At 39.4% G+C, this 12,861-nt stretch carries 14 protein-coding genes; 11 read left to right on the top strand and 3 right to left on the bottom strand.

What is annotated here, in order from left to right:
• Positions 1-23: 23 nt before the first annotated feature.
• The 7 genes from OFO00_RS04870 to OFO00_RS04840 all read left to right on the top strand — a co-directional run bounded on the left by OFO00_RS04870 (position 24) and on the right by OFO00_RS04840 (position 7,404).
• Positions 24-1,358: a coproporphyrinogen III oxidase family protein gene (locus OFO00_RS04870; protein ID WP_270865109.1), complete on the top strand. Its 1,335-nt coding sequence runs from the start codon at positions 24-26 to the stop codon at positions 1,356-1,358.
• Positions 1,359-1,436: 78 nt separating this feature from the next.
• A complete protein-coding gene (locus OFO00_RS04865; protein ID WP_270858236.1) occupies positions 1,437-2,120 on the top strand; it encodes a F0F1 ATP synthase subunit A in 684 nt (227 codons plus the stop codon).
• The gene (locus tag OFO00_RS04860; RefSeq protein ID WP_270865108.1) at positions 2,110-2,331 is read left to right on the top strand and encodes a hypothetical protein; all 222 of its coding nucleotides are present in this window, start codon (positions 2,110-2,112) and stop codon (positions 2,329-2,331) included. Before OFO00_RS04865 ends, OFO00_RS04860 begins: the two co-directional genes overlap by 11 nt.
• A gap of 108 nt (positions 2,332-2,439) precedes the next feature.
• Positions 2,440-3,858: an Asp-tRNA(Asn)/Glu-tRNA(Gln) amidotransferase subunit GatB gene (gene gatB, locus OFO00_RS04855; RefSeq protein WP_270865107.1), complete on the top strand. Its 1,419-nt coding sequence runs from the start codon at positions 2,440-2,442 to the stop codon at positions 3,856-3,858.
• 50 nt (positions 3,859-3,908) lie between these two features.
• A complete protein-coding gene (locus OFO00_RS04850) occupies positions 3,909-5,345 on the top strand; it encodes an MBOAT family O-acyltransferase (RefSeq protein WP_270865106.1) in 1,437 nt (478 codons plus the stop codon).
• Positions 5,346-5,354: 9 nt separating this feature from the next.
• The gene (locus tag OFO00_RS04845; RefSeq protein WP_270865105.1) at positions 5,355-6,470 is read left to right on the top strand and encodes a hypothetical protein; all 1,116 of its coding nucleotides are present in this window, start codon (positions 5,355-5,357) and stop codon (positions 6,468-6,470) included.
• 43 nt (positions 6,471-6,513) lie between these two features.
• Entirely contained in the window at positions 6,514-7,404 is an 891-nt protein-coding gene (locus OFO00_RS04840) for an NAD(P)H-dependent glycerol-3-phosphate dehydrogenase (RefSeq protein ID WP_270865104.1), read from the top strand.
• 171 nt (positions 7,405-7,575) lie between these two features.
• On the opposite strand, the gene OFO00_RS04835 is transcribed toward OFO00_RS04840, so the two are convergent.
• The 3 genes from OFO00_RS04835 to OFO00_RS04825 form a co-directional block, all read right to left on the bottom strand.
• A complete protein-coding gene (locus tag OFO00_RS04835; RefSeq protein ID WP_270865103.1) occupies positions 7,576-8,163 on the bottom strand; it encodes a DUF3137 domain-containing protein in 588 nt (195 codons plus the stop codon).
• 122 nt (positions 8,164-8,285) lie between these two features.
• The gene (locus OFO00_RS04830) at positions 8,286-8,624 is read right to left on the bottom strand and encodes a hypothetical protein (RefSeq protein WP_270865102.1); all 339 of its coding nucleotides are present in this window, start codon (positions 8,622-8,624) and stop codon (positions 8,286-8,288) included.
• 15 nt (positions 8,625-8,639) lie between these two features.
• Positions 8,640-9,425 carry a histidinol-phosphatase gene (locus OFO00_RS04825; protein ID WP_270865101.1) on the bottom strand — a complete coding sequence of 262 codons (786 nt, stop codon included), beginning with the start codon at positions 9,423-9,425 and terminating at the stop codon, positions 8,640-8,642.
• Positions 9,426-9,497: 72 nt separating this feature from the next.
• On the opposite strand from OFO00_RS04825, the gene OFO00_RS04820 reads away from it, so the two are divergent.
• Genes OFO00_RS04820 through OFO00_RS04805 form a run of 4 tightly spaced genes read left to right on the top strand, consistent with a single transcriptional unit; the run spans position 9,498 to position 12,852 of the window.
• On the top strand, positions 9,498-10,760 hold the full coding sequence (locus OFO00_RS04820) for a peptidase U32 family protein (RefSeq protein ID WP_270865100.1): 1,263 nt from the start codon (positions 9,498-9,500) through the stop codon (positions 10,758-10,760).
• Positions 10,757-11,251 carry a 5-(carboxyamino)imidazole ribonucleotide mutase gene (gene purE / locus OFO00_RS04815; protein WP_270865099.1) on the top strand — a complete coding sequence of 165 codons (495 nt, stop codon included), beginning with the start codon at positions 10,757-10,759 and terminating at the stop codon, positions 11,249-11,251. The genes OFO00_RS04820 and purE overlap by 4 nt, the downstream gene beginning before the upstream one ends.
• Positions 11,252-11,260: 9 nt before the next feature.
• A complete protein-coding gene (glyQ, locus tag OFO00_RS04810) occupies positions 11,261-12,133 on the top strand; it encodes a glycine--tRNA ligase subunit alpha (protein ID WP_270865098.1) in 873 nt (290 codons plus the stop codon).
• Positions 12,130-12,852 carry a Nif3-like dinuclear metal center hexameric protein gene (locus OFO00_RS04805; protein ID WP_270858247.1) on the top strand — a complete coding sequence of 241 codons (723 nt, stop codon included), beginning with the start codon at positions 12,130-12,132 and terminating at the stop codon, positions 12,850-12,852. Before glyQ ends, OFO00_RS04805 begins: the two co-directional genes overlap by 4 nt.
• Positions 12,853-12,861 lie beyond the last annotated feature (9 nt).

The following is a 12,861-nucleotide window of genomic DNA, read 5'->3' as shown; positions in this document are numbered from 1 at the left end:
ATTTTAAAGAAGGTTTAAGCTCTATGCAAATAATCACAAATTTTATCCAAAATTTTGCCAAAAAATATGCTAGTAAAACAATGCAAAATTCACTTTATAATTCCCTTAGAATCGACATTTCTGACCAAAATATAGAAAAAATCCCCAATCCAGCGAAAAACTACATGCTCTACATGCATGTGCCGTTTTGCCACACATTTTGTCCGTATTGCTCGTTTCACAAATACGCCTATGACAAAGACGCCTGCAAAGCCTATTTTAGCGCACTTAGAACAGAAATGCGTCGCACGAAAGAGGCAGGATATGATTTCAAAACACTTTATGTCGGAGGCGGCACAACCTTAATCGACGAGGACGAGCTTTTACGCACATTGAAGCTTGCAAAATCGCTTTTTAATATCGAGGAAATTTCATGCGAAAGCGACCCTAACCACATCGACCCTGCCTCGCTAGCAAGGTTTCGTGGGCTAATCGATAGATTAAGCGTGGGCGTGCAAAGTTTCGATGATGAAATTTTGCGCAAGGCTGCGAGATATGAGAAATTCGGCAGTGGCGAGGTTTTGCGCGAAAAACTAAGCAAAGCGGTTGGGGTGTTGCCGATTTTAAGCCTTGATTTGATTTTTAATTTCCCATTTCAAACAAAAGAGAATTTACTCCGCGACATCGCTATGGCAAAATCCGTAAATCCAGAGCAAATCACCATGTATCCGCTAATGAAATCGCCTCTAATGCGCGATCAAATCGCGCGAAATTTAGGCATAAGCAGTGTGGATAACGAAGAGGAATTTTACAAAATAATCTGCGATGAATTTAGCTCGTGGCACAAAAATAACTCATGGGCATTTGCGAGGGAAAGCTCAAATATCGCCGATGAGTATGTGGGCGCAAACCACGAATATTTGGGCATTGGAAGCGGTGCGTTTAGCTTTTTGGACGGCAGACTTTTGATAAACGCTTTCAACCTAAGCGATTATTCAAATCGCATCAAAGAGGGCAAAAGCACAGTGATTGCCACATGCGATTTTAGCGATAGCGAGAGGGCAAAATATATATTTTTGACCGAGCTTTTTAACGGCGAGATTGACATAGCAAAATTCCAAAGCGCAAACGGCATAAATTTACGCAAAGAGCTAGGGCGCGAAATCTCGCTACTTAGGCTTTCAAACGCAATCCGCGTAGAAGGCGGCAAAATCACCACTACGCAGTTTGGAAAATATCTTTGCGTGATTTTGATGAAGGAGTTCTACACCGGCATGGATAAGGTCAGAGCGACCTTCAAAGATGACGCTAAAATCAAGCGTGCAAAGCATATCGCGATTATGGAAGAAGAAGTGCAAAATGCGCAACAAATTGCTTAAATTCCCTCAAATTTTAAACCAAATTTAACGATTAAAAAGGTAAAATGTGCGCAAAATTTTAATCCCAAAAGGTAATTTATGTTAAAAGACATATTCTTGTTCGCTGGTAGTTTATTTACTTACGACCACACTTTTATTTATCTATTTTATTTCTTTTTAGTAGTTGCTATCATTATAGCTATTGCGATTTTTTCTACTCGCTCACTTCAACTCGTCCCACACGGTATGCAAAATATCGCTGAGGCTTATGTCGGCGGTGTTTTATCTATCGGCAAGGACACAATGGGTAGCGAAGAAAGAGCCAAAAAATATCTCCCACTTGTAGCAACTCTTGGTTTGGTTGTATTTTTAAGCAATATTATCGGTCTAATTCCTGGTTTTGAATCCCCTACTTCTAGCCTAAATTTGACACTTTCTTTGACACTTTGTGTGTGGTTTTATTACCATTTCGAGGGTATTAGAGAGCACGGCGTCGTAGGATATTTCAAACACTTCATGGGTCCAGTAAAGGCTCTTGCGCCATTTATGTTTATCGTCGAGCTTATCTCACACTTCGCGCGCGTTGTGTCGTTATCTTTCCGTCTTTTCGGAAATATCAAAGGCGATGATATGTTCCTTTTGGTTATGCTTACGCTATTCCCTGCGCTCGTGCCTATGGTGCCTTATGCGTTACTAACCTTTATGGCGATTTTGCAAACTTTCATTTTTATGGTTCTTAGCTATGTTTATCTAGCTGGTGCCGTAGTAGTTGATGAGCATTAATCTTAAACGAAATCTCTTATACTTTTTGGTAGGCGCATCGTTCGGACTGATTTTCGTCGGTGCGTTTATCTTTTTTTCATATCCTGCATTTTATTTTTTAGGTCTTAAATTTCTGCTAATCTGCACAGCTCCCGGGGTCGTGTGTGTCATCATCACCTGCCTTTTAGTCGATTTGCTCGATTTAAAAGAGCAATTAGAAAACAAAAAGTAAAATTTAGCCTCAAATTTTGCCAAATTTTGGGCTGAAATTTCAAAATTTAACCGATTTCAAATTTAATTAGTAGTAAAATCACAGAATTTTGTTTTAAAGGTAAAATTTATGTTTGAAACCATAATCGGACTTGAAGTTCATTGTCAATTAAATACAAAAACCAAGATTTTTTGCTCATGCGCCACTAGCTTCGGAGATAAGGCAAACACCCATGTTTGCCCTACTTGCCTAGCCCTGCCGGGCGCACTTCCTGTGCTAAATAAAGCAGCTGTTATCAAGGCCATAAGCTTTGGCACCGCGGTCAATGCGACCATAAATCGCAAGTCGATTTTCGATAGAAAAAACTATTTCTACCCTGATTTGCCAAAAGCGTATCAAATTTCACAATTTACAATCCCTATCGTCGAAAACGGCGAGCTTTTTATCAATATTGACGGAGCGCAAAAGCGCATAGGTATCACACGAGCGCACCTAGAAGAAGACGCGGGTAAAAACAGCCACGAAAATGGCAGAAGCCTAGTCGATCTAAACCGCACTGGCACACCGCTACTTGAAATCGTAAGCGAGCCTGATATGCGAAGTAGTGATGAAGCTGTGGCTTACCTGAAAAAACTGCACTCGATTTTGCGCTTTTTAAATATCAGCGACGCAAATATGCAAGAGGGCTCTTTCCGCTGCGATGTCAATGTCAGCATTCGTCCAAAGGGCGATGACAAGCTCTACACTCGCGTTGAAATTAAAAATTTAAATTCATTTAAATTTATCCAAAAAGCCATAGAATATGAAGTCCAGCGCCAAATTTCAGCTTGGGAAGATGGCAAATACGACGAGCTAGTTTATCAAGAAACTAGACTTTTTGATACGAATAAATTTGTAACCAAATCAATGAGAAGCAAGGAAGATAGCGCAGAATATCGCTATTTCCCTGATCCTGATTTGCTAACTGTGATAGTCGATGATGAGATGATGAAAGAGGGGCAAAATATCCCTGAACTGCCTGATGAGAAAAAAGTTCGCTATGTCGAAAAGCTTGGTATCAAACCAAAGGACGCAGAAGTTATCATCTCAACCTATGAAAATGCGAAGTATTTCGAGGATTTGATTAACGCAGGGCGCGAGCCAAAACTATGCGTAACATGGCTAAATGTCGAGCTAAACGGCCGCCTTAAAAACGGCGTAACTATCGAAAATAGCCCTGTTGATAGCGCGAAAATGAACGAGCTTTTAACCCGCATTGAAGACGGCACAATCAGCCAAAAAGCAGCAAAAGAGGTGCTTGATTTCTTAATGGAAAATGATGAAAGCGTCGATAGCGTAATCGAAAAACTTGGCTTAAAACAAGTTAGCGATGACGGCGCAATCGTAGCGATAATAGACGCGGTTTTAGGCGCAAATGCCGACAAAGTCGCAGAATACAAAAGCGGAAAAGACAAGCTTTTTGGCTTTTTTGTAGGTCAGGTGATGAAAGAAGGCAAGGGAGCGTTTAATCCAGCAAAAGTAAATGAGCTTTTGAAGCAAAAGCTTTAACAATATTTTTCAAATTTTGAGCATTTTTTAAATAATTTAAAGGATTAAATTTGCTATTTAACAGCCCAGTTTTTATCTTTGCATTTTTGCCGATAACATTTTTTGTATATTTTTGGCTTAATCACAAAAGATTAAGCGAAGCAGCAAAAGCGTTTTTGGTCGTGGCTAGTCTATTTTTTTATGGCTGGTGGAATCCCGCTTATTTGCCACTCATTTTAGTTTCTATGGTTTTTAATTTTACGATTGGTTCGTATTTATCAAGGAATTTTGGCAACACAAATTTAAAAAAACAAATCTCACCAAAAGCGCTTCTTATCATCGGAATTTGCGCTAATGTCGCACTTTTGGGCTATTTTAAATACGCAGATTTTTTCATACTAAATGCAAATTTTATTTTTGGGGCTAAATTTGAGTTTTTAAAACTTACTTTGCCACTGGCAATTTCATTTTTCACATTTCAACAAATCGCCTACCTAGTCGATAGCTATAAAGGCGAAACAAAAGAGTATGATTTTTTATCTTACGCTCTGTTTGTGTCGTTTTTCCCGCAACTCATAGCAGGTCCGATTGTCCATCATAAGGAAATGATGCCGCAGTTTGCCAAAATTCGCAACAAAGTCAAAAATTATGGTAACATTTTGCTAGGGCTTTTTATCTTTTCAATGGGGCTTTTTAAAAAAGTTGTTATCGCCGATACTTTCGCCGTTTATGCCACGCATGGCTTTGATAAAATGGAGGTTTTAGAGTTTTTTACGGCGTGGCAGACTTCGTTATCTTATACTTTTCAGCTTTATTTTGATTTTAGTGGTTATTGCGATATGGCGATAGGTGCTGCACTTTTATTTAATATACGACTTCCTATAAATTTCAACTCGCCTTATAAAGCTACTGACATACAGGACTTTTGGCGTAGGTGGCATATCACTTTGGGGCGATTTTTGCGTGATTATATCTATATCCCGCTTGGGGGAAATAGGGGGGGGCTTCCTAGAACTTGTGCGAATTTATTTGCCACATTTTTGATAGGCGGAATTTGGCACGGGGCTGGTTGGACATTTGTATTTTGGGGCTTTTTGCACGGCATAGCACTGGTAATACATCGCCTTTGGTCGCTTACAAAAATCAAACTACCGAAAATCCTAGCTTGGATAATCACATTTAATTTTGTAAATTTCGCTTGGGTATTTTTTAGAGCAAATTCGTTCGAAGATGCTATAAAAGTGCTAAAAGGTATGGCGGGATTAAACGGAGTAAAATTTGATAAAATCTTAAATTTAACAGACAAGGCGATAAATTTAAATTTATCTTTTTTAGCTCTTTATCTTATTTTAGCTTTTGTTTTAGTGCTTTGTTTCAAAAATTCGCTTCAAATTTTAGAAAATAAACCAAAAATTTCTAACACAATATATTTTGCTATTATATTTTTAACTGCTCTTTTATCTATGAGTATCAGCAAATATAGCGAATTTATATATTTTAATTTTTAAGGATAAAAAATGCAAAGTAAAAAATTTCTTTTTATTTTTTTTGGTTTTTCATTTTTTATGATTTTTGCATTTTTATCCATTATTTGGTATCGCGATCCACTTCATTTGTATCACAAGCCGTATTTTTGCAAAAATGAAATTTGGGGTAACATGCGATTAGCAAGTGCAGGACTAATCAAACACTATGATTTCGATAGCTTGATTTTTGGCACTTCTATGCTAGAAAATAGTTCCGCCGCAGAAGCAAACGCAAATTTGGGCGGGAAATTTATGAATTTATCGCTTTCATCAAGTGATTTTTATGAAAGGGCATTAATTTTGGATTTTGCGTTTAAACATAAAAATTTGAAAAAAATTATCTATTCGCTTGATACCGATAAATTTTTAACTCAGCGAAAAGGTGATCCAAACTACGCACTTAGTGAATTTAATTTTTTATATGACAAAAATCCATTTAATGACATTAAGGTTTATTTTAATGATGTTTTTTTTCGAAAAATAGTAATTCCAAAATGCAAAAATAGCGATTTCGATCGTCCAAAAGCTTGGTTTAAAAGTAAAAATCATAGCGTCAGGTTTGGTGGTTTTGAAAATTGGGTCAAAAATAAAGATAATTGGCAGATAAAGAATAGCTTCAAAGATATAAAAAATGCTGCAACGAAAATAAATAATAACAAAATTCAAAGCCTTGAAAATTTAGATGAGCAAATTTTAAAATCCAAAAATTATGTCGATGAATATATTTTAAAATTTGTTTCACAAAACCCACAAGCCGAGTTTTATCTCGTCTTGCCGCCGTATTCTCGCATACATAATGCCATAGAATTTCATACTAAAAAGCGAGATTTTTTGGTTACAAAAGAAGTTTTGCGTTATTTGGTAGAGCAAAGCAAAGCACACAAAAATCTAAAAATTTACGCTTGGGGCGATACGGATTATCCTGACGATATTGCAAACTACAAAGATTTAACGCACTATTCGCATAAATTTAACTCACAAATGCTTGAATATTTACGCGATGGCACTGGACTTTTGACGCCACAAAATTTCGATGAGTATTACGCAAAATTCGAGCAAAAATCCCGCGAATTCGACCTTATGCCGTATTATGAAAAAATAAAATAAATTTTGCTAAAATCCTAGCTAAATTTTTCAAAAAAGAGGCAAAATGAAAATAGCAATCATCGGTGCAGGTAAATGGGGAAGTGCGCTTTGTGGCGCGTTAAGCGAAAAAAACGAGTGCGTCATCACCTCACGCACACCGCGAAATTTGCCAAATTTCGTCAGTATCGAAGAAGCCTTGGATTGCGAAATGCTAGTATTTGTCATCGCCGCTCAGCACACGGCGGAGTTTTTGGCCCATAATTTCACAAACAAAAACCAAAAAATCCTAGTCGCCTCAAAGGGCATCGAGGCCAGCAGCGGCAGGTTTTTAAACGAGATTTTCGAGCGCCACACGAGCGCGCAAAACCTCGCCTACCTCTCAGGCCCCTCATTTGCGAGCGAAGTTACGCGCAAACTGCCTTGCGCCCTCGTGGTAAGCTCGACAACCCTCGCCCTCGCCGAAGCGATCGCAGACCTTTTCCCACCATACATGAAAACCTACGCCAGCACCGATGTCATCGGCGCAGAAATCTGTGGCGCGTATAAAAATGTCATCGCCATAGCCAGCGGGATTTGCGACGGGCTGGGGCTCGGCAACAACGCCAGAGCCAGCCTCATCGCGCGTGGAATCGTCGAAATCGCACGATTTGGCAAGTTTTTTGGCGCGCAGAATGACACATTTTTGGGTCTTAGCGGGGTTGGCGATCTGTTTTTGACCGCTTCTAGCGAGCTTTCGCGCAACTACCGCGTGGGGCTAGGCCTAGCTAAAAACAAAAGCTTGGAACAAATTTTAAGCGAGCTTGGAGAGGTCGCAGAGGGCGTATATACTGCGCGCGCAGTCGAAAAAATCGCCAAAGAGCATGGGATTTACACGCCGATTTCAAGCGAAGTGAATAAAATTTTAAATGGCAAAAATGTCAAAGAGAGCCTGCAAGATTTGCTGAAAAAACACTAAAATTTAGTGAAATTTTAAATTTCGCTTCGCAAATTTTAAGATACTGCACCGAAATTTCGCTTTTAAGTGTCATTGCGAGCGAGTGAAACGAGCGTGGCAATCTACAAAGCCCAAAGCACCGACCACTAAAATGGCAAAATCTTGTGAAATTCCGCCAAATTTAGCCAAATTTCACACTTTCCAAATTCTTGTATTTAAATTTAGAGTTTTAACGATTGATAAAAAGTGTGAAAGTTCCCGTTTTATGGTAAAAGCTGGGTTTGCGCGTAAAACGCTTTTATCGATGTCTGGCTCAAAATTATCCTTGCCCGTATCTAAAAATATGTAAATTTTATCTCCCGCAAAACTAACGCTGATTGGGAAATTTAGCCGTCTTTTCAAATCCAAAAGTCGTTTCATAAACGCAGGACTTAAAATATACATTGCATTTTGCAAATCATTTGAATAAACGCTAAATTTAGCATTAAATTCACTATTATCCATTGTGATTTTTTTGAATTTTTTAGCATTATCGCAAACAGTCTCTTTTGATACCACAAAAGTTGTCGAGTTGATATTTTTATTAAAAGTTGCGTGAAAAAATATACCGTAAATTCCGTGATTTCTTTTTTTATCATATATAGTTAAATCATAAAATTCAAATTTGACATTATCTAAATTGCCTAAAATTTTATCATTGCCACACTTTGCATATTCTTCAAATAAATAAATTTTTTTCCAAAATAATTTGCTATTTTCTAAATCAGTAATTTCTACCAAAGCACTACTTTTATAGCTAAAACCAAATTCTGCTACATAAGGCTCTAAAAAATGAATTTTAAATTCTTTTTGATATATTTTTTGTTTTGCTTCCTTTATATGTTTTATAATAATTTTGTATGTTAGAAAGATTGTAATTGGTGTAAAAATGAAAACTGCGATATAAAAAAATCTCGTTGATATAGTGTAAATGCAATTAAAATTACGAGTATAAATTTTATAAATTTTATCTCATCTGGCTCAGAATCGTCAGAATTTTGCGCTATAAATATTAGCATAGGGGAAATTATTATTGTGCAAACACAAGCCATAATACGCTTATCAAGATTATAATCGTTAAGATGTAAAATCAACCAAATCAATATCGGCAATATAAAGGTCCCAAGAATAACTAATGGTTTTGTTTTATCGATTTCTTTTAAAGTATTTTTTCTTAAATTTTCTAGTTCATAAATATTCAAATTCTTGCCTTAAATTTAAAATTTCACTAGCTCTTTATCTCGTGAGCGATACACGGCGACCCTATCCCAGCCAAACGCCCTAGCCTTGCGCGTCAGCTCATCGTATCCAAAGCCCACTTGTGCCACAGCGTGCGCATCGCAACCAAAGCTAATATCCACACCCGCGCTCGCAAACTCAGCCAAAAGCGCGTCGCTTGGGTAAATCTCGCCTACCATTTTGCGAAGTCCAGCGGCGTTTAATTCTAGCGTGATACCGCTTTTTTTCACAGCCCTCACAGCTTCGCGCGCAAGGATTCTAATATCCTTTTTAGGGGTAAATTTAAAAATTTTAATCAAATCAAAATGTCCCAAAATGTCAAATTTACCGCTATCACACAGCGCACAAATCAGCGCGAAATACTCAGCGTAAATATCATCTATATCGCGCTCGCTCCACTGTGCGATAAATTCCTCATTATCAAAGCCCCAATTATCCAAAAAATGCACCGAACCGATTAAGTAATCGCATTTGCGCGATAAAACTCGCTCATCAATAAGCGCGCGATTTCGCATAAAATCCACTTCATAACCGGTTAAAATTTCGATTTTATCCCCAAATTTCGACCTTGCTTCATTTATCATGCGCTCATATTCACTCATCTGCGAAAAGCTCATACGATACTTTTCATCGAAATTCATCGGCGCATGATCAGCAAATCCATAAATATCAAACCCCAGCTCGCACGCTCTTTGCACATACTCGCAAACGCTCCCGCTAGCGTGGTTGCAAAGGGTTGTGTGGTTGTGTAAATCGACCTTCATTTTGCTTCCTTAAAATATTTTTTTGCTAAATTGTAGTAAAATCACGCTTTAAAAAATTTTATAGGATTATTTTTGAAAAAACCAGAACTTCTAAGTCCAGCAGGAAATTTAACTAAACTAAAAATCGCCCTATCTTACGGCGCGGACGCTGTATATGCGAGCACCGGGGCGTTTTCGCTTCGCCAAAGAAGCGCAAAGGAATTTGATAAAACTAGCTTTGAAGAGGGCGTCTGTTTTACCCATAAAATGGGCAAAAAAATCTACGCCACGGTAAATGGATTTCCCACAAATGTCCAAATCGACACTCTCTCGCGCCACCTTGAATACTTGCAAGATTTGCGCGTAGATGGGATTTTGGTCGCGACCCTTGGCGTAGCGCGTTTGGCAAAAAAATTCGCCCCAGATATTCCGTTACATATCTCGACCCAAGCAAATGTCCTAAACTGGCTTGACGCGCAGGTTTGGAGCGAGCTAGGGGCTACGCGCATAGTAGCGGCGCGCGAAATGACGCTAAAAGACGCTGTGCTAATCAAAGAGCATTTGCCAAATTTAGAAATCGAAATTTTCGTGCATGGCTCGATGTGCTTTGCTTACAGCGGGCGTTGCCTAATCAGCGCGGTTCAAAGCGGGCGATTTAGCAACAGAGGCAGTTGCGCGAACGATTGCCGTTTCAAATACGAAATTTATGCCAAAAATAGCGACAATAACGCCCTATTTCGCCTGCAAGAGTGCGAAAACGATGGCACTTACATAATGAACGCAAAAGATCTCAAACTAGCTAGCTACGCCGAAAAAATCCTCCAAACAGGCGCGATTGATAGCTTCAAAATCGAGGGGCGCACCAAAAGCGAATATTATGTCGCATGCGCCACGAACGCTTACAGACGCGCGATTGATGACGCAGCCAGCGGTAAATTTGAGCCTGAAATTTATGAAAGCGAGCTAGCAACGCTGAAAAATCGCGGTTTTAGCGACGGATACCTTATCAAACGCCCTTACGAGCGCGACGATACGCAAAATTTAAACACAAGTATCGAGGAAGGCACACACCAAGTCTGCGCTATTTCAAATGACGGCGAGTTTATCAGCGTCAAAGATAAAATCGCGCTAGGCGAAATTTATGAAATTTTCGCGCCGCATGGGGCGCAAATTAAGCCTTGTCAAAACGAATTTGGCGAAATTTTTGAAAACGGGGGCAAAAAATTTATCAAATTTAGCCGTTTGATTGCCAGAAATAACAAAGAATTTAGCGAAATTCACAGCGGGAATTTAAACGAAATCAAACTTCCTGCAAATTTGCCAGAATTTAGCTTTTTAAGAAAGGAAATAAAGTGAAATTTGTATCGATAATAATGGGTTCGAAAAGCGATTATGAAATCGTAAATGAGTGCGCTAAAATTTTAAAAGAATTTGGCGTGGCTTATGAAATGATAATCAGCTCCGCTCACCGCTCACCAAAACGCACAGCCGAGTATGTCGCAAACGCCGAGAAAAAGGGCGCGCAGGTATTTATCTGCGCCGCTGGTATGGCAGCTCATTTAGCAGGAGCTGTGGCAGCAAACACAACCAAACCTGTGCTTGGAATACCACTTGGTGGAAGCGCGCTAGGGGGTATGGACGCTCTGTATGCCACAGTGCAAATGCCGGGTGGAATACCTGTGGCGACCCTAGCTATCGGCAAAGCAGGAGCGAAAAACGCAGCATTTTTAGCCGTGCAAATCCTAGCCCTAAGCGATGAGAGCTTAGCTGCAAAACTGCTTGCAAACAGAGTGCAGCAGGCAGAAGCATTACAAAAAGATTCACAAAATATCGAAATAATTTTATAAAGGAAAGCTATGACATTTTCACAAATCATCTTAACACTTCAAAACTACTGGCACGAGCAAGGTTGCTTACTTGTCCAGCCTTATGACATGCCAAGTGGAGCTGGCACATACCACCAAGCTACATTTTTGCGCGCTATCGGAAATAAACCGTGGAATGTAGCCTATGTAGCACCGAGCCGCCGTCCAACTGACGGGCGTTATGGCGAGAACCCAAACCGCCTTGGCGCATATTATCAATTTCAAGTGATTTTAAAACCAAGCCCAGATAATATCCAAGAGCTGTATCTAAAAAGCTTGGAGCGTTTGGGGCTAAATCTTAAAGAACACGATATTCGCTTCATCGAGGATAACTGGGAGAGCCCAACTCTTGGCGCTTGGGGGCTAGGCTGGGAGGTTTGGCTAGATGGCATGGAAGTTACGCAATTCACATATTTTCAACAAGTAGGTGGAATCCCTTGCGAGCTAATTAGTGGCGAGATCACTTATGGGCTCGAAAGACTTGCCATGTATCTACAAAACAAGGACAATGTCTATGACATAGCGTGGGACGAAAATGTAACTTATGGCGATGTGCATAAAAGAAGCGAATTTGAGTTTTCTAAATACAATTTCGAAGTCGCAGACGCAGGACGGCTTTTTGCGCAGTTTGAAAACGCCTCAGCCGAGTGCAAATCTACCCTAGCGCAGGGTTTGGCGCTACCAGCGTATGATTATTGCATGCTAGCAGCGCACACCTTCAATGTCCTAGATGCAAGAGGCGCAATCAGCGTAACCCAAAGACAAGACTATATCCTAAAAATCCGTGATATGGCGAAAAACTGCGCGCTTTGCTACGCAGATCCAGAAAAATATTTGCAAAATTTGGCCAAGGAAAATTCGTGAAACTTGGCGAAATTTATGAAATTCTAAATACTCTCGCGCCTTTTGAAGACGCCGAGAGCTGGGATAATAGTGGAATTTTACTAGGCGAAGCAGGAAGCGAGATAGGCGAAGTTTATCTAAGTCTAGATGTTACTAGCGAATTAGTGGAAAAAGCCTGGCCGGGCTCGCTTCTCATCGTTCATCACCCGCTGATTTTTAAGGGGCTAAAATCGCTAAATCCGCTAATTTATCCCTCAAATTTGATTTATCAACTAATCCAAAAAAACATCAGCGTCATTGCCATGCACACGAATTTCGACAAACATCTGCTAAATAAATATGTCGCGCGTGAAATTTTGGGCTATGAAATTTATGAAAGCAGAGAATTTTTGGAATTCATGCGCGTGGATATGAGCTTTTACGAGCTTGTAAGCGACATAAAAGCCAAATTTAACATGCCTATAATCAGGGCTGTAAATGCCAAAGCGCATATCAAAACGATTGCGCTTTGCACAGGAAGTGGAAGCGAGCTAAATGAAAATTTGGGCGTGGATTGCTTCATCACAGGTGATATCAAATATCATAGTGCGATACAAAATTTAGAAAATAAGGTCTGTTTGATAGATATCAATCACTTTGAAAGTGAGCGCTACTTTGGGGCTTGCCTCGCTCCACACTTGCCAAAAGATAAAATAAAAGTTATAATAAACGAACAAAAAAATCCATTTAAATATTACTAAAAGGAAAAT

The organism is Campylobacter sp. VBCF_04 NA7 (assembly GCF_027737405.1).
Lineage (GTDB): Bacteria > Campylobacterota > Campylobacteria > Campylobacterales > Campylobacteraceae > Campylobacter_B.
Note: the sequence above shows the minus strand (reverse complement) of the source record. Positions and strands in the feature narration are given on the sequence as shown.